Annotated in this window: 14 protein-coding genes; 6 read left to right on the top strand and 8 right to left on the bottom strand. The window is 62.6% G+C overall.

The features are described from left to right. Window positions 1-24 precede the first annotated feature (24 nt). Both KW821_RS05695 and dsdC read right to left on the bottom strand, forming a co-directional pair. Complete coding sequence (locus KW821_RS05695; protein ID WP_042653861.1) at window positions 25-432, bottom strand: H-NS family nucleoid-associated regulatory protein; 408 nt, start codon at window positions 430-432, stop codon at window positions 25-27. Between the two features lie 422 nt (window positions 433-854). Beyond that, window positions 855-1,799: a DNA-binding transcriptional regulator DsdC gene (gene dsdC, locus KW821_RS05690; RefSeq protein ID WP_042653862.1), complete on the bottom strand. Its 945-nt coding sequence runs from the start codon at window positions 1,797-1,799 to the stop codon at window positions 855-857. Window positions 1,800-2,029: 230 nt separating this feature from the next. Between dsdC and dsdX the strand changes: the two genes are divergently transcribed. The 3 genes from dsdX (at window position 2,030) to KW821_RS05675 (ending at window position 5,222) form a co-directional block, all read left to right on the top strand. Then, the gene (dsdX, locus tag KW821_RS05685; RefSeq protein WP_042653863.1) at window positions 2,030-3,367 is read left to right on the top strand and encodes a D-serine transporter DsdX; all 1,338 of its coding nucleotides are present in this window, start codon (window positions 2,030-2,032) and stop codon (window positions 3,365-3,367) included. Between the two features lie 16 nt (window positions 3,368-3,383). Beyond that, entirely contained in the window at window positions 3,384-4,715 is a 1,332-nt protein-coding gene (locus KW821_RS05680; RefSeq protein ID WP_218290723.1) for a D-serine ammonia-lyase, read from the top strand. A 330-nt stretch (window positions 4,716-5,045) separates the two neighbouring features. Further along, a complete protein-coding gene (locus KW821_RS05675; protein ID WP_126623380.1) occupies window positions 5,046-5,222 on the top strand; it encodes a hypothetical protein in 177 nt (58 codons plus the stop codon). Window positions 5,223-5,295: 73 nt separating this feature from the next. On the opposite strand, the gene icd is transcribed toward KW821_RS05675, so the two are convergent. Continuing rightward, window positions 5,296-6,549 (bottom strand): NADP-dependent isocitrate dehydrogenase, encoded by a 1,254-nt coding sequence (gene icd, locus KW821_RS05670; protein ID WP_218290722.1) that lies wholly within the window; start codon window positions 6,547-6,549, stop codon window positions 5,296-5,298. A gap of 202 nt (window positions 6,550-6,751) precedes the next feature. Then, a complete protein-coding gene (locus KW821_RS05665) occupies window positions 6,752-7,627 on the bottom strand; it encodes an AraC family transcriptional regulator (RefSeq protein ID WP_042653866.1) in 876 nt (291 codons plus the stop codon). 129 nt (window positions 7,628-7,756) lie between these two features. Here KW821_RS05665 and manA point away from each other — a divergent pair, with 129 nt between their 5' ends. Beyond that, on the top strand, window positions 7,757-8,956 hold the full coding sequence (gene manA / locus KW821_RS05660) for a mannose-6-phosphate isomerase, class I (protein WP_218290721.1): 1,200 nt from the start codon (window positions 7,757-7,759) through the stop codon (window positions 8,954-8,956). 295 nt (window positions 8,957-9,251) lie between these two features. Next, a complete protein-coding gene (locus KW821_RS05655; RefSeq protein WP_218290720.1) occupies window positions 9,252-9,800 on the top strand; it encodes a YgjV family protein in 549 nt (182 codons plus the stop codon). 139 nt (window positions 9,801-9,939) lie between these two features. On the opposite strand, the gene KW821_RS05650 is transcribed toward KW821_RS05655, so the two are convergent. Then, a complete protein-coding gene (locus tag KW821_RS05650) occupies window positions 9,940-10,089 on the bottom strand; it encodes a hypothetical protein (RefSeq protein ID WP_218290719.1) in 150 nt (49 codons plus the stop codon). Between the two features lie 675 nt (window positions 10,090-10,764). Between KW821_RS05650 and KW821_RS05645 the strand changes: the two genes are divergently transcribed. Continuing rightward, entirely contained in the window at window positions 10,765-12,660 is a 1,896-nt protein-coding gene (locus KW821_RS05645; RefSeq protein ID WP_042653869.1) for a PTS fructose transporter subunit EIIC, read from the top strand. Between the two features lie 128 nt (window positions 12,661-12,788). Here KW821_RS05645 and KW821_RS05640 read toward each other — a convergent pair whose 3' ends face one another. The 3 genes from KW821_RS05640 to KW821_RS05630 all read right to left on the bottom strand — a co-directional run bounded on the left by KW821_RS05640 (window position 12,789) and on the right by KW821_RS05630 (window position 17,690). Continuing rightward, window positions 12,789-15,119: an Ig-like domain-containing protein gene (locus tag KW821_RS05640; protein WP_218290718.1), complete on the bottom strand. Its 2,331-nt coding sequence runs from the start codon at window positions 15,117-15,119 to the stop codon at window positions 12,789-12,791. 286 nt (window positions 15,120-15,405) lie between these two features. Further along, window positions 15,406-16,263 (bottom strand): aldose 1-epimerase, encoded by an 858-nt coding sequence (locus tag KW821_RS05635; RefSeq protein ID WP_218290717.1) that lies wholly within the window; start codon window positions 16,261-16,263, stop codon window positions 15,406-15,408. After that, window positions 16,260-17,690: a sugar porter family MFS transporter gene (locus KW821_RS05630; protein WP_256353330.1), complete on the bottom strand. Its 1,431-nt coding sequence runs from the start codon at window positions 17,688-17,690 to the stop codon at window positions 16,260-16,262. The genes KW821_RS05635 and KW821_RS05630 overlap by 4 nt, the downstream gene beginning before the upstream one ends. Between the last annotated feature and the right edge of the window lie 32 nt (window positions 17,691-17,722).

Below are 17,722 nucleotides of genomic sequence, written 5' to 3'. Positions count from 1 at the left end.
TTATTGACAAGCGGATCCAGACAATCAGATCAAGAAGTCGTTCAGATCCTTGCCCAGCGCAACCTGCTCGGCAATGGCTTTCGGCATACGGCCCTGACCGGTCCAGGTCTTCTCCTGGCCATCTTCCTGATACTTGTACTTGGCAGGACGCGGAGCACGCTTGCTCTTGGCTGCGCCAGCGGCTGCCGGGGCAGCGACGCTGCCGATCAGCTCACGCGGGTCGATACCGGCTTGTTGCAGCATCTCGGTAAATTCGCTCAGCTTGCGCTGACGCTCTTCCTGCTCGGCACGTTCCTGTTCAACAGACTCGGCACGCTCGTTATATACCAGATCAAACTTTTCTTTCGCTTCTTGCAGTTGCTCAAACGGCAGTTCACGAATGGCAGCACGCAAGCTGCGAATGTTCAGTAGAACTTTCAGAAACTCGTTCATTACTTCCTCACAGAATTATTTTTGTATGTCACAGGGATAACACAGTTTGAGAATAGCATGTCCGCTCGATAACAACATAATGATTTTATAGTGCCAGCAGGAGGCTTGACAACATCATGACCATTATTCGTTGCCGTTAATTCACACTGTTGTCGTTATTGAAAAAGAGGGCAGCTAGACATTATTTTCTTCAGCCTTGGTTAATCACGGTCAGATCCTCAGCCAGGATATTCGTCGACCCGATAAATGAGCATGGAGTCATCCAAGCACCGGGGGATGATAAAACACCAGATCTCTCCCGACTCATGTCAGTCTGCCATCCACTGCGAATACCAAGGGCATTATCCACTCACCGGATAAAATAAGCCGCGGTGAGCCAGCCAGCCCCGCCACAGGAATACCCCGCCTTGCAGCCCTCCGACTCAGCACGCCATCGCGGCCTGGGCGCCTATCCAGTCGATGAAGGCCTGGATCTTGGGGCACTGGCGGTTGGGGAGCGTCGCCATGTAGTAACGCTGCTCGCAGCGCACCTCCCTGCCCGGGAAGGGCTCCACCAGCTCGTTGCGCTCCAGCCGCTGGCGTACCAGGTTCTTGCGGCCCATGGCCACCCCGGCGTGATTCATGGCGGCGATGATGGCGAGATCGGAGCGATCGAAGCCCATGCTCGACTGACAGCCGTCGAGGGAGATCCCGGCCTGACGGGCCCAGCTGCACCACTCGTCGGTGTCGGAGTCGTACCCCCAGGCCTGCCTGTCGTGCAGCAGGCGGCAGCGAGACAAGTTGTCAGGGTTATCCAGCAGCCCATGCTGCTCGGCATAGTCGGGGCTGCATACCGGCACCATGTATTCATCCATCAGCGGGTGGATGGCGAGCCGCTCCGGCATCTTGTCGTCGAAATAGATCGTCAGATCGATGCCATAACCGTGCAGGTTGACGTTCTCGTTGCCGGTCATGATGTTGAGATCGATCTGGGGATGCAGGCGGGAGAAGTCCGCGAGCCGCGGCACCAGCCAGCACTGGGCGATGGAGGGGCGGGAGTAGACGGTCAGGGAACCGGACAGCTCCTGATTCTTGATCTCCAGGATCTCCTGATTGATGAACTCCAGCGAGGACTTGAGCGCCCAGAAGATCCGCTGCCCCTCCGCCGTCAGCATCACCTTGCGGTGAAAACGCTGAAACAGCTTGAAGCCAAGCTCCTCTTCCAGCGCACCTATCCGGTGGCTCACCGCGCTCGGGCTGAGCGCCAGCTCATCCGCCGCCAGGGCGAAGGAGCAGTGACGGGCCGCCGCCTCGAAGGTGTGCAGCTTGGAGAGTTGATAGCCGCTCAGCAGCTTGTTTCTCGATACATAGTTGTCTTCGGTATACATCCGCCTTCCCCATCACCGGCTAAAGATCGCCGTCATGATATCCCGGAAAGCCCGCTTTAGGATGAAGCAACCGAATCCAAGTCACAGATCCACAGCTAAATGTGATGAATGTGGCACCTTTGCATCAACCCAGCTCATCCAAGACGCCATTTTCATCATTTGTCAGCCCGGCGCCATTCCCGTTCAATAGGCCCATCGTTCATCTCTTATCACCCTTGTCGAGGCGCAGTATGAATTCTGAAATGTGGGTCGTCGGTACCTTGCTGACTAGCATCATCCTGATCGTCTTCACCATAGTGAAGGGCAGGATCCACCCCTTCCTCGCCCTGCTGTTGGCGAGCTTCTACGTCGGCACCATGATGGGGATGAACCCGGTCAAGATGGTCAATGCCATGGAAGAAGGCATAGGCGGCACCCTGGGCTTCCTCGCCGCCGTCATCGGCCTTGGCACCATACTCGGCAAGATGATGGAGGTATCGGGCGCCGCCGAGCGCATCGGTCTCACCCTGCAGAAGTGCCGCTGGCTCTCGCCTCAGGTCATCATGGTGCTGGTCGGCCTGGTGTGCGGCATCACCCTGTTCGTCGAGGTGGGAGTGGTGTTGCTGATCCCGCTCGCCTTCTCCATCGCCCGCAAGACCAACACCTCGCTGCTGACGCTAGCCATCCCGCTCTGCACCGCCCTGATGGCCGTGCACTGCATAGTGCCGCCCCATCCGGCCGCGCTCTATGTCACCAATCAGCTGGGAGCCGATATCGGATCCGTCATCGTCTATGGCCTCGCGGTCGGGCTCTTTGCCTCCCTGGTCGGCGGCCCCCTGTTCCTGAAGCTGCTGGGCAAGCGGGTGCCGTTCAAGAGCGTGCCCGCCGCCTTTGCGAATATAGAGGCGCGCGATGAGGCCGAGCTCCCCTCCCTCGGCGCCTCCCTCTTCACCGTGCTGCTGCCCATACTGCTGATGCTGGCCAAGACGGTGGCCGAGCTGAACATGGATCAGAGCTCCATCCTCTATACCCTGCTGGAGTTTATCGGCAACCCCATCACCGCCATGTTCATCGCCGCCTTCACCGCCTACTACGTGCTGGGGATCCGCCAGAGCATGAAGATGGAAGGGCTGCTGGACAAGACCGAGCAGTGCTTCTCCTCCATCGCCAACATACTGCTGATCATCGGGGCCGGCGGCGCCTTCAATGGCGTGCTCAAGGCCAGTGGCCTGGGGGATAGCCTCGCCACCATCCTCTCCCAGCTGGACATGCACCCCATACTGCTGGCCTGGCTGGTGGCCATAGTGCTGCACGCCGCCGTCGGCTCCGCCACCGTCGCCATGATGGGGGCCACCGCCATCGTCGCCCCCATCATGGTGCACTACCCGAACATCAGCCCGGAGATCATGACCCTCGCCATCGGCTCAGGCGCCATCGGCTGCACCATGGTGACCGATTCCCTGTTCTGGCTGGTGAAGCAGTATTGCGGCGCTACCCTGAACGAAACGCTCAAGTACTACACCAGTGCCACCCTCCTCGCCTCCCTGATGGCGCTGGCCGGCACCTTCCTGCTCTCCTATATCGTGTAAAAGACAGAGACATCCCATGAAAAATACCGACATTGCGCAGCTCATCGCTCAGTACCCGCTGGTTCAGACGCTGATCTCTCTCGAGCCTGTGACCTGGTTCAACCCCAATGCCACCACATTGGCGGCCGGCCTGCCCCATGTGGGGCTGGAACAACGCGACGTCGCGGACGCCTCAGCCCGCCTGGCCCGCTTCGCCCCCTACCTGTGCCAGGCCTTCCCCGAGACCCGTGCCATGCAGGGCATGTTGGAGTCCGAAGTCGCGGCCATCCCCGCCCTGCAAGCGACCCTCAACCAGCGCTACGGCGTTGACCTCACCGGCCGGCTGCTGCTGAAAAAAGACAGCCACCTGCCGATCTCCGGCTCCATCAAGGCCCGTGGCGGCATCTACGAGGTGCTGACCCACGCCGAGCAGCTGGCGATCAAGGCCGGGTTGCTGCGCGAAGACGACGACTACAGCAAGCTGTTCAGCGATGAGTTCCGCCGCTTCTTCGGCCAATACAGCATCGCCGTGGGCTCGACCGGCAACCTCGGCATGTCCATCGGCATCATGAGCGCCAAGCTCGGCTTCACCGTCACCGTGCACATGTCCGCCGATGCGCGGGAGTGGAAGAAGCGCAAGTTGCGCGAACACGGGGTCATCGTAGTGGAATACGCCGAGGATTACGGGGTGGCCGTGGAGCAGGGGCGCAAGGAGGCCGAGCGCGATCCCAACTGCTTCTTCATCGATGACGAGAACTCCCGCACCCTGTTTCTCGGCTACTCGGTGGCGGGCGAGCGGCTGAAAAAGCAATTCGATGAGATGGGCATCGAGGTGGATGCCGAACACCCGCTGTTCGTCTACCTGCCCTGCGGAGTGGGCGGCGGTCCGGGCGGGGTGGCGTTTGGCCTGAAACTCGCATTCGGGGATAACGTTCACTGCTTCTTCGCCGAGCCCACCCACTCCCCCTGCATGCTGCTCGGGGTGCACACCGGCCTGCACGATCAGATCGCGGTGCAGGATCTGGGGATCGATAACCTCACCGCCGCCGATGGCCTGGCGGTGGGGCGCGCCTCCGGTTTCGTCGGCCGCGCCATGGAGCGGTTGCTGGATGGCTTCTACACCCTGAGCGATCAGGAGATGTACGATCTGCTGGGGCTGCTGGCGCGGGACGAGCAGATCCGCCTCGAGCCCTCCGCCCTCGCCGGCATGCCGGGCCCCTGGCGGGTCAGCGCCGATGGCGAGTGGCAGGCATCCCGCGGTCTGGATGCCCTGCGCATGGCACAGGCCACCCACCTAGTGTGGGCCACCGGCGGCGGCATGGTGCCGGCGGAGGAGATGGAGAAATACCTCGCCACCGCCAACATCTGATCTTTTTTTAAGCCGAAAAACCCGCCACCCTGGCGGGTTTTTCTCTTCTGGGATCAGCAAGATGGCATGCTCTTTACCCAAGCTCTGCCGGCACCCACGCCCCTCCCCCAGCCGTCAATCCCCCCAAGTTGGTTATTTTGTGATACGATAGGGGCCGTTTTTTGACATCTGCGCCCCGTTGACGCCCATATCCGGCGAGATCACTACCCAATCCGGTGATAACAACGAGCAGTCGCGCAGCACAACAAGTGACCTGGTTGAGTCATATCTGGCGAGTTCGCTCGGCCAGAGGGCAATCACCAAGGGCACCTTAGATAAGGAGATCGGGCAATGAAACAGTATCAAAGCTGGCTGGGACAATATCTGATGAGCCGTCGCGATGGCGATCACGCCATGGCCTCCGAACTCGCCAACTCCATCTGCGAGTTCTGGCAGGCCCAGGGCGACGAAGCCGAGAGCAGCAAGTGGCAGCAACGTTATCAACAACACATAGAGCAGGCGCAATAAGGCAAGAGCCTTCGTCTGTCACCCATAAAAAAACCGGCGCTCATGGCGCCGGTTTTGCTTTTGGGAAACCCGATTACATCTGGTCGACCATGTCCTGGGCGAACTGGGAGCAGGAGCGCAGGGTGGCGCCTTCCATCAGTCGCTCGAAGTCATAGGTGACCGTCTTGTTGGCGATGGCCGCTTCCATGCCCTTGATGATGAGGTCGGCCGCTTCGACCCAACCCAGGTGGCGCAGCATCATCTCGGCGGAGAGGATCAGCGAACCCGGGTTGACCTTGTCCTGACCGGCATACTTGGGCGCGGTGCCATGAGTCGCCTCGAACAGGGCCACACCGTCACCAATATTGGCGCCGGGGGCGATGCCGATGCCACCGACCTGAGCGGCCAGGGCGTCGGAGATGTAGTCACCGTTGAGGTTCATACAGGCGATGACGTCATACTCGGCCGGGCGCAGCAGGATCTGTTGCAGGAAGGCATCGGCGATGACGTCCTTGACGATGATGGTCTTGCCGGTCTTGGGGTTCTTGAAGGAGCACCAGGGGCCGCCGTCGATCAACTGGGCGTCGTACTCTTTCTGGGCCAGGGCATAGCCCCAATCCTTGAAGGCACCTTCGGTGAACTTCATGATGTTGCCCTTGTGCACCAGGGTCACGGAGTCACGATCGTTGTCGACGGCGTACTCGATGGCGGCACGGACCAGACGCTCGGTCCCGGCCTTGGACATGGGCTTGATGCCGATGCCACAAGACTCGGGGAAGCGGATCTTCTTCACGCCCATCTCGTTTTGCAGGAAGGCGATGACCTTTTTCGCTTCATCGCTGTCCGCCTTCCACTCGATGCCGGCGTAGATGTCTTCGGCGTTCTCGCGGAAGATCACCATGTCGGTCAGATCCGGACGCTTGACCGGGCTCGGGGTCCCTTCGTAGTAACGGACCGGGCGCAGGCAGATGTAGAGATCCAGCTCCTGGCGCAGGGCCACGTTGAGGGAGCGAATACCGCCACCGACCGGGGTGGTCAGCGGGCCCTTGATGGCCACGCAGTATTCACGAATGAAATCCAGGGTTTCGGCCGGCAGCCAGGCACCTTCGCCATAGACATGAGTCGATTTCTCGCCGGTATAGATCTCCATCCAGGCGATCTTGCGCTCGCCTTTGTAGGCTTTCTCGACCGCGGCATTCACCACACTCAACATGGCCGGGGTCACGTCCACACCGATGCCATCCCCTTCGATAAACGGAATGATCGGGTTGTTGGGAACCTTCAGCTTGCCGTTGGCATCGACTGTGATTTTCTGACCCTGGGTCGGGATAACTACTTTGCTTTCCATCGGCATCTCCTAACTTCCGTTTGTTATAAATCTGATCGTTGCGCGCGGCCATCTTAGCCCATCCATTTTCATAATCAAATGGCGAGCGTGCATGTCCGACCATAGTCGAGTACTGGATCACAGTGCGCTCTGTCCGTGCGCATCCGGCACACGGCGAGGCCCGCCGGCGCCAGCGCCGATGCGGGTCCAATGGCATCCGTCCTCATCCCGCCAGGTCCTCCGGCTGCCCCTGGGGCTGGCTCAGGGAGCGGTACTGGGACGGGGTCAGCCCGGTCTTCTGCTTGAACACCCGGCAGAAATAGTTCACATCGCCGTAACCGCAGCGGCTCGCCACCTCCTCCAGCCGGAAGCGGTACTTTTTCAGCATGAACTTGGCCCTGTCGATCCGCACCCAGCTGATGTAATCCGCCAGCCGCATGTGGCCCTGCTCGCGAAACAGGTGGGAGAGATGGCTGGCCGAGACGTTGAAGCGGTGGGCGATGGAGTCCCGGGTGACGGGGCGGTGAAAATTCTCCTGAATGTAGATGCAGATGCCGTGAAACAGATCTGCCCCCCTGGGCCGCTCGGCGGCGGACTCGGCCAGCAGCTGGCGGGCGCTGGTGAGCAGCGCCTGCAGCAGGTGGTTGTCGGTGGGGGAGCGGCCGGGATCCTCGGTCAGCACGTTGAGCGCCGCCAAGATGTGTTCGAGCACATGGCCGGCCCTGGCCATGATGCTGTGCTTTTGCACATCGAAGAAGTCGGGGTCCTCCCGCCGCTTGCTCACCAGGCTGAAGCCAAGCTGGCGCTTGCCAAACAGCAGGCTCAGCACCGAGCAGTCGGTGGTCCATTGCGGCTTGTTCCAGCCGTTGGGGGGAATGTAGAGCGCCTGCCCCGGCAGTACGCTGATCTCCTTGCAGCCCAGCTCCTTGTCCCAGACCTGGTTGTGGTATTCGCCGCTGAACACCAGTTCGAGGCGGGGAAAGTTGACCTGATAGCTGAAGCCGGGTGGAACCCCCTGTTCGCTGGCGAACCAGATCTGCTCGAAAGGAACCTGTTCGTGGAGGGCGCCGTCGAGCAGCTGGCTGAAGATGAGTGACATGATGATCCCGATCAAGAGAGAGGCAAGCGATTGCGGCGGCAAAGGTCGCCCATGTTATAGTCCGGGCCGGACCGTCAATTCCACCCTTTTCTGCAAACCACTTTCTTCAAACTCAATGAGGCGTCCCTTATGAGCAGTCGAGATCTGCCCTCCTTTCTGTTGATGCAAAACCCGATTCAAGGCTATGACTGGGGCAGCCATGACGCCCTCACCACCCTGTTTGGCATCCCCAATCCGGACGGCAAACCCCAGGCCGAGCTGTGGATGGGCGCCCATCCCAACGGCTGCTCCGAGGTGAACCTGGCGGGCGGTGCACAGAAGCTCTCCGCCGTTATCGAGGCCGCCCCCAGCGCCGTGCTGGGCGAGGCCACCGTCGCCCGCTTCGGCAGCCTGCCGTTCCTGTTCAAGGTGCTCTGTGCCGAGAAGGCGCTCTCCATCCAGGTGCATCCCAGCAAGGCGCAGGCTGAAGCCGGTTTTGCCAGGGAAGAGGCCGCCGGCATCGACGCCAAGGCGAGCAATCGCAACTACAAGGATCCGAACCACAAGCCGGAGCTGGTGTTTGCCCTCACCCCCTATCAGGCGATGAACGGTTTTCGCGCCATTCCCGCCATCCTGGCACTGTTCGAGCGGGTCAAGCTGCCGGCCCTGGCCGAGCTGGTCGCGGCCCTCGCCGCCAACCAGAGCGAAGCGGGGCTGCAACACTTCTTCCACCAGCTGCTGATCCTGGCAGGCGCACGCAAGGAGGAAGCCCTGGCGGGGCTGCTGGCCTATGCCGCCGAGCATCGGGACGAGGAGACCTTCGCGCTGATCACCAGCCTGGCCGCCCAGTACCCGGGGGATGTGGGGCTGTTCTCGCCGCTGCTGCTCAATGTTGTGACCCTCAAGCCGGGCCAGGCCATGTTCCTCGATGCCTGCACCCCCCACGCCTATGTGCGCGGCACCGGCCTCGAGATCATGGCCAACTCCGACAACGTGCTGCGCGCCGGTCTCACCCCCAAGTACATAGACGTGGCCGAACTGCTGGACTGCACCCGTTGCGTCGCCAAACCCGACGATCAGATCCTGCTTGCTCCCCGCCTGAAGGGCGAGGTGCAGCACTTCGAGGTGCCGGTGCCGGACTTCACCTTCAGCGTCTACCCGGCCGGTGAGCATGCCCTCACTACCGCCAGCGCCGAGATCCTGTTTGCCATCGATGGCACTGTGACGCTCAGGCAGGGTGAGCAGACACTGCGGCTGGAGAAGGGTCAGTCTGCCTTCGTCCCCGCCGCCACCGGCCACTATCGGCTGCTGGCCGAGGGCCGGGTCGCCCGCGCCGGCAACCGCTGCTGACGACTGTCTTGCTAAAGCGATAACCGGACAAGGGCCATCATCGATGGCCCTTGTCATTGGTGCCAGATCCCGACCTGGCCTCCCTCTCTTGGCCCTCCCGCAGCGCGGTGCCTTGACGGGCGCCGGCCGTCACATGGTACGATTCCGCACCGGCCACGGCCCCCTGATAGAAGCTCCCCATGAATGACCCCCTGACTCGATCCGTTGCGCTCACAATCGCGCTCGCCTGCGGCAAGCCGACCCACAGCCAACACAATGACTGCCAGCCAAGGCTGCTCTGCAAGGGTCCTCTCCTGTGAGCGCCGAGCCGAGCGGGCTGATGCCGCTCTGGACGCTGTTCCAGCAACAACCCCTGGCGCAGGGCATAGGCCTTGCCGCCATGCTGGTCGGGATCAGCGCCTTTAGGCAACGGGACGACGGGCGTTTTCGACTGCGGCTTTGCCTCTATCAGGCGGCCATCGCCCTCCACTTCTTCCTGATGGGCGCCAGCACGGCGGCCCTCAGCGCAGGTCTCAGTTGCATTCGAACCACCGCCTCGGGGCACACCCGCAGCCCCTGGGTGATGCTGTTCTTCCTGATCCTGGTCTGGGCGCTCGGCATTCCCCAGATCACGAACCCGGTGCAGTGGTTGCCCATCCTAGGCACCACCATAGGCACCTGGGGACTGTTTCGCGCCCAGGGCATCACGCTGCGGCTGAGCATGCTGGCGGGGGGCCTGTGCTGGACCAGCCACAACATACTGATAGGCTCCATCGGGGGCAGCCTGATCGAAGTCAGCTTCCTGTTCGTCAACTGCCACACCATGTACCGCATGTGGCGGCAACCGCAGTCGAGCCCGGCCTGACCCCGCCCGGCATTGCCGGCCCGCGGTCTGAGAGAGCCGAGCAAGGCCGAGATAAGCTTGAAAAAAAACCACCGCCCTGTCTCGGGGCGGTGGTTTTTGATTATCTGCGCAACCGGTAGCCATGATGGCCGTCGGCAGGCTAGTGTTCTGCCGCTTCCGGCTGGGGAACCTCGGTACGCTCCCGCTGCAGTTCATCGACCCTGGCCTGCCACTTGTCATGGGCCTGCTTCTGCCCTTGTGACTCAAACTCATGGCGCATGGTATCGATCTCTTGGTCAAGTTTTTCCATCAGGATGTCTCCTTACATCAATAGGGTTACACACTGGCTGACGGCACTGTTGGCCAACCTGCTCACAGAGTGTGACACCACTATCCCCCCAACTGTCCAACGAAATAAACGATTGATTATCCGTAAACCAATCTAAAAATTGGGTGAAGACTCTCCTGCAAGCAGGCCAACAGGGCCAGAGTAAGGGCGCTTGCCACCCCTGCCCGTTCCAATTGCGCAGCAATATCAGCCACCTATCCCCACGGCTCTCACCGCCATTCCCCTGCTGCTGGCCCGTGCACGCCTCCGGTTTGGCCACCTCAAACCGCGACGGCAGTCGCCTTCCCTCGCCCCCGCCAGCCGCATTTTTGCCAGACGGCTCACATTTCAGGGGGTGGCAATAGCACACAAATCTCCATCCCCCGTGGCTGACCGGCGAGACAGATGGCACCTTCCCCTCTTGGCTCTTATTCAAAAAACCACAATAACCATATGTTTTTAAATGATATTAAATGCGGACCAGCAGACTCCCCTCTCGAAACCAAAATGCGAGCAGGGTCACAGGCCCGGCGCACTGACACAAAAATCCAGTAAAGGGCACATATGTCCGATTTCGATGAGCCGGCAAGGGCGAAACAATAGACGGGTCAATTGTTACCCATCGCAACGGCTCCACGAAGGAGCTAGGAGACACATATGCTCACCTCGTTGATAGATGAAGGACTGATCTGCCTCGACATCGCCGCCAAAGACAAGCAGGGGCTGTTTGTCGAGCTGGCCGCCCGGCTCAAGGCCAGCGGCAAGATTGCCAATCAGGATCAGTTCGTGCGCGACCTCTGGGCACGGGAAAATCTCGACAACACCGGCTTCGAGCAGGGGGTCGCCCTGCCCCACGCCAAGAGCGAGGTAGTACTCCACCCCGCCATCGTCATCGGCATCAGCCGCCAGGGGATCGACTACGGCGCCGAAGATGGGCAGCCCTCCAAGCTGTTCTTCATGATTGCCTCCCCGGCGGGGGGCGCCAACCACCATATCGAGGTGCTGGCCGAGCTCTCCACCAAGCTGCTTGAGCCAGGCTTCATCCCGCAGATGCAAGCGGCCAGCAGCAAGGCCGAGGTGCTCAGCCTGTTGACCAGCGCCCAGCCCGACCCCAAGCCGCGGCCACAAGCCAAAGCCCTGGCGAAGCCCAGCGTGCCTGAGCCCCAGGATCGCAGCATCAAGGCCCAGCTCGGCACCCTCAAGCAGCACCTGTTGTTTGGCACCTCCCACATGATCCCCTTCATCGTCGCGGGGGGCGTCTTGCTGTCGCTGTCGGTGATGATGAGCGGCAAGGGCGCGGTGCCCGAGGCCGGGGTGCTCAAGGACATGGCCGACATGGGCATCGCGGGGCTGACGCTCTTCACCGCCGTGCTCGGCGGCTACATCGCCTACTCCATGGCAGACAAACCGGGCCTGGCTCCGGGCATGATCGGCTCCTGGATCGCGGTACAGCAATTCCACACCGGTTTTCTCGGCGCCATCCTGGTGGGCTTCATCGCAGGCCTCATCGTCAATCAGCTCAAACGCATAAAACTACCGGATTCCATGAGTTCGCTCGGCTCCATCTTCATCTATCCGCTGATCGGCACCTTCCTGGTGTGCGGCATAGTGATGTGGGTGATAGGCGCCCCCATCGCCGCCATGATGGACGGGATGAACCACTGGCTCTCCAGCATGGCAGGCTCCGGCAAGGTGATGCTGGGCGCCATCCTGGGCGGCATGACCGCCTTCGACATGGGCGGCCCGGTCAACAAGGTCGCCACCCTGTTCGCCCAGACCCAGGTCAACACCCAACCCTGGCTGATGGGCGGCGTCGGCATCGCCATCTGCGTGCCGCCACTCGGCATGGCGCTGGCCACCCTGCTCTCGCCCCGTCGTTACAAGAAAGAGGAGCGTGAAGCGGGCAAGGCGGCCGCCATCATGGGCATGATCGGCATCAGCGAGGGGGCCATTCCCTTTGCCGCCGCCGACCCGGTGCGCGTCATCCCGGCAATCGTCGCGGGCGGCATCGTCGGCAACATCACCGGCTTCATGATGCACAGCATCAACCACGCCCCCTGGGGCGGCTGGATAGTGCTGCCGGTGGTGGAAGGCAAGATGGGCTACATCCTGGGCACAGTGCTCGGCGCCCTGACCACGGCCCTCATCGTCAACCTGCTGAAAAAGCCGGTGACCGAGGATGAAGAAGTGAGCCAGCCCGACAGCGACTACCAGGCCATCGAGGCCGAGGGTGAGGCGGACGTGCTCGCCATCACCGCCTGCCCCTCCGGCGTGGCCCACACCTTCCTCGCCGCCAAGAGCCTGCAAAAGGCGGCCGCCAAACAGGGGATCAAGCTGAAAGTCGAGACCCAGGGCGCCAACGGCATCATCAACCGCATCACCGCCAAAGACGTGGCCAACGCGCGCTACGTCATCCTGGCCCACGACGTGGCCATCAAGAACCGGGAGCGATTCAAGGACATCGAGATCATCGATGTGAAGACCAAGGAGGCCATCCACAATCCGGAAGGGTTGCTGGCCCGCACCCTGGCAGGCAGCAGCAAGGTAGCCTGACGAGACTGGCACTGACTGCAGATGAAAAAAACGAAGGGGCCTCAGGGCCCCTTCTTGTATGTCAGCGTACCGCGAGCCCGCCATGATGCTGACTGTGGCTCCCTCGGGATATCCCACCCGGTGCCGGATCAGGGGGCCGGCTTGACCAGGGTATCGAGTCCGCTTACCACCAGGGTGCCCCTGCCTCCCGTCATCTTGTGGAAGTTGGTGCCCTGCTGGGAAGGGTTGTCGGTGCGGGCCAGCAAGGTGGCACCGTTGTTGTAGTTCTGGATCTCGGTGGCGGTAAGCGCCCGATCCGACAGGATCAGCAGCAGAGTACGAAACTCCTTCTGCGCGCTCGCGGCGTCAGGCACCCTGGGCTTCTGGTCGGCCGGGATCAGCGCGTAGGCGGCCAGGCTGGCGGGGTCCGTCATCTCGGACGACTCCATCAACCCCATCAGGTAGAGCTCGATGTCGGCGAAATTGGCGCTCGCGTTGTTAAGCTGCCCGACGATGCCCAGCCAGGGCGCCCAGTGGCCGGTGGCCGGCGGCACCACCCAGTTTGCCCAGCGATGGGCCATCTCGTGCAGTATGGGGCCGTAGGTCGAGGTCGACAGGTACCTTTTCGCGTACAAAAACCAGATACCCTGCAACTTGCCATCCGAGTGAAACTCCGCCGAGCTATCAAACATGCCAAGGCCGATGCCCGCCACATCGTTCCTGACGTGGGCGTACTCGCCGGTGGGCATATCTACAGGGGTAGTGGGAACCTCCTCGTTGTTCATCACCACGGTGATGAAGTCGAACTCGTCCCGGAACTGCTCGTAGACCCGCCCGCTCAGCGCCTTGAGGGCGCTCTGTCCCTCGGGCGAGTTGATGGAGGTCGCATTCCAGAATGCGAACTCCGCCTGGCTCAGCTGCAACGAGGCGATCTGGTTATACCGCGGTTCTATGACGATGGGTGCCACGGGTGCTACCGGCATCACAGTGAGCTGCGCCGCCGTACTGGTGACGCCGGCCAGGCTGGCGGTGATGAGCGCCAGCCCCTCGCTCAGGCCGTGGGCCTCTCCCCGGCTGCCATCCAGATTGCTGATGGTCGCGATAGTGGGGGCATCGGAGTACCAGATGGTGGTGGCATCGCCCGTCACATCCCGGTTGCTGCCATCGGACAGGGTCGCTATGGCCTGGAACTGCAGCCGGTTCCCGATGGACAAGGACGCCGCTGGCGGCGTCACAGCCAGACTGGTCACCACGGAGGATGACACCGCCACCGGGGCAGAGGCACTGAACGGCATGCCCTCGACAGTACCGCTCGCCGTGATAGTGGCAACGCCCGCCGTTTGTCCCGTCACCAGCCCCTTGCTGCCCTCGAGGTTGCTGACGGTCGCGATCTCGGGTTGGCTGCTGTGCCACTGGACGAGGGGGTTGTCGGTGACGTCGAACGATGTCCCGTCGGACAGATGCGCCGTGGCGGTGAAGGCGAGCTGCAGCCCCACCGGGACTGTCCCTTCCATCGGTTGCAGCTCGAGCCGGGTGACGAAGGCCGAGCTTATCCTGAGCTGTTCGGTCGCATCGAGGGGTACCCCGTTGATGGTGCCGCTCACCCTGATGGTGCTGCCGCCCTGCGCCAGTCCGGTGACCAGCCCGCTGTCGCTGATGCTCGCCACCGCCGGATCGCTGCTGCTCCAGCTCAGGGCTTCATGCTCGGTCACATCGATGGGGGCACTGCCATCCGACAGGCTGGCGAAGGCGCTCAGCTGCGCACTCATCCCCACCGGCAGCGGATCTTGCGGGGCATGGATATCCAGCCCGGTGATCAGGGCATCCGTCACTTCCAGCGGGGCCGAGGCCTGGATTGGCTCGCCATTGACCGTTGCGACGGCCTCCAGGGTCAGTGCCCCGACCGCCAACCCGGTGGCCAGCCCCTTGCTGCCCTCCTCGTTGCTGACCTGCGCCAGGCTGTCGTCACTGCTGTACCAGCTCAGAGCCGAGGCGTTGGTCACATCCCGCGACTGGCCGTCTGAGAAGCTGGCGGTGGCCACGAAGGCCTGGCTCAAGCCCACCGGCACAGTGGCGCTGGCCGGGGTCAGCTGCAGCTCGGTCACATAGGTGTCGATGACCTCCACCCTGGCGGTGGCGCTGTAGGGTTCGCTGTTCACCGTGGCGGTCGTGGTGATGACCGCCGTGCCCGGGCTGATCCCCTTGGCGAGGCCATGCTCATCCACTGTCACCACGGCGGCATCGCTGCTGCTCCAGACGACGTCGGGGTGCTGGGTCACGTCCTGCACCGAGCCATCCTCCCAGGTCGCCTGCGCCTGGAACTGCTGCTCGAAACCGACGGGGACCCTGGCCTCCCCCGGGCTTATCTGCAACGAAGAGAGGGGATGACCATCCCCCGTGGAGCCTCCCTCATCGTCATCACCACAACCCAGCAGCGCCAGGGCCGCCAATCCTATCATCAAGCACTTAGCCAACTTCATTGCCACTCCTTCCTCTATCACTCCCTTGCCCGGACCACTCAGGGTGAGCCGGGGCCGCTGGTCACCGCGGCTGTTTTTACCTGGCGCGGAGTAGAGCAACGGGGCCTGTCGTCGTCCACCGAAAGCCACGGCAGATACAGGCTGCGTTAAGAAAGCGTCAACAAAAGGTTGCGCCTGGCGCGGCAGCCCGCTGACGGCTCGCCCAGCGCCCACCCTGGCCCCCGCGTCGGCCCCAAAGATTGAGGCCCTTGCGGGCCTCGAAATAGGGATGGGACGAGGCGCCGACTCATGGCGTCGTCAGCAGGCTGATGGTCATGCCGAGGCTCATGCGATCGCCGCGCGCCAGCAGCCGCAGGCCGGGGTGACCGGCCATATGGTGGGCATTGGCGGCGTGACTCTGGGGCTCAAGGCAGACGAAGCCGCTGCCCTCGTCGGGCTGATAGAGCATCAGGAAGCCGCCATCGCTGGAGATCTGCAATCCTTGCCGGCGGGCGGGATGCTCGATCTCGGCCTGCCCGCGCCAGCCGCCATAACAGTGGTTGAGCCACCCCTGTGGCCGCCGCCACTGGCGAAAGTCGAGGTTGGGCGCCAATGCGCTGCTCCAGCGGGTCGGCAGGTGATCCGCCCCCTCCTGCCAGACCCCGCTCGCCAGAAAGCGCAGCCGGGTCTGCTCATCGCGCCAGAAGAAGGGGTGAAAGCCCGCGCCATAGAGGCAGGGCGCCTCCCCCAGATGGGTCAAGCCGATGCGCGCCACCAGGCTAGGCCCCTGCAGGCGATAGTCGATCTCCGCCAGATAGTGAAAGGGGCCGTTATGGCCAGTGAGCTGCAGCGTCACCGAGCTGCCGGTCTGCGCCACCGTCTGCCATGGCCGCAGCCACCCCTCCCCGTGCAGGAAGAAGTCGGGATCGGCGTCGCTCTCGGGCAGGGGCTGCGCCTCCCCCCACAGCTCGAAGCCATTGCCCGCCACCCGGTTGGCCAGCGGCAACATGGGAAACAGGGCGCTCTGCCCCGGCTGCCAGGGGGCCTCGGGGTCGGTGTCCCGCAGCAGCGGGCGCCCTTTGTCATCCTCCAGCCCCAGCAGGCAGGCCCCCTGGGTTGAAACCCGCATCCGAAGATGCGGGTTGTTCAGGTTGTGCACCTTCATGCAGAGGTGCTCGCCTTAGCCTGGGTCAGCTCCACCTTGCCCTGGGCCAGCTGGGCTTCCAGCGCCTCCAGGGTCACGCCCTTGGTCTCGGGCACCTTGCGGTAGATGAAGATGAGGCCGGCGAAGCAGATGAGGCCATAGAGCAGGAAGCTACCCGCGGCCCCCAGTCCGGCATTGAGCAGCGGGAAGGTGTAGGTCAGCACGAAGCAGGCGATCCAGAGCGCCAGGGTGCCCGCCGACATGGCCAGACCCCGCACCCGGTTCGGGAAGATCTCCGAGAGCAGCACCCAGGTGACCGGCGCCAGGGTCAGGGCATAGATGGCGATGGCCGCCAGCACCAGCAACAGCACCGGCAGGCCCAACACGCCGCTGGCGTAGGCCGCCGCCATCATGCCGTAGATGATGGTGAGGCCGGCGGAGCCGATCAGCATCAGCTTGCGGCGGCCGATCTTGTCCACCATGGGCAGTGCTATCAGGGTAAACAGCAGGTTGATGAGGCCGGTGGCGACGATGGACTTGAGGGTGCTGTCGATGTCAAAGCCGGCGGAGGCGAAGATCTCCTGCGCGTAGTTGAAGATGACGTTGATGCCGCACCACTGCTGGAACACCGCCAGCACTATGCCGATGATGAGGATGGGGCGCACCGAGGGTTTGCCGAGCTCCGCCAGGGAGACCTTGTGGGTCTCCCCCACCAGGGTCTGGCGGATCTCGTCCAGGGTCTGTTTGGCATAGGCATCGCCGCCTATCTTGCTCAGCATGCGGGAGGCCTTCTCATACTGCCCATCCTTGGCCAGCCAGCGGGGGGATTCCGGCACGAAGAACATCAGCACCAGAAACGCCAGGGCGGGCACCAGCTCGGCGCCGAACATCCAGCGCCAGCCGGACTGACCATTCCAGGTCGCCAAGATATCGGCCTGGGTCGCGCTGCTGGCCACCGGATCGGCGATCATCAGGTTCACCAGCTGGGCGGCCAGCACCCCGATGACGATGGTGAGCTGGTTGATGGCCACGAACTTGCCGCGCCTGTCGGCCGGGCTTATCTCGGCGATGTACATGGGGGAGAGCGCCGACGCGAGACCTATCCCGATGCCGCCGATGATGCGATAGACCACGAACAGATCGAAGTTGCCGGCCGCGGCCGTGCCCCAGGCCGAGATGGTGAACAGGACGGCCGCCAGGATCAGCGGCTTCTTGCGGCCAAAGCGATCGGACGACCAGCCGGAGATGGCGGCCCCCAGCACGCAGCCCACCAGCGCCGAGCTCATGGCCCAACCGGACTGGGCCGGATCCGTGATGGCGAAATAAGCCTCATAGAAGGGCTTGGCCCCGCCTATCACCACCCAGTCGTAGCCGAACAGCAGGCCACCGCAGGCGGCCACCAGGCAGATCATCCAGATGTAGCCCATATTGAGCCCACCCGTATCCATTTGATTTCGCGAACTTTTCATGACTCACTCTC

It is taken from the genome of Aeromonas sp. sif2416 (assembly GCF_019218665.1).
GTDB classification, from domain to species: domain Bacteria; phylum Pseudomonadota; class Gammaproteobacteria; order Enterobacterales; family Aeromonadaceae; genus Aeromonas; species Aeromonas encheleia.
Note: the sequence above shows the minus strand (reverse complement) of the source record. Positions and strands in the feature narration are given on the sequence as shown.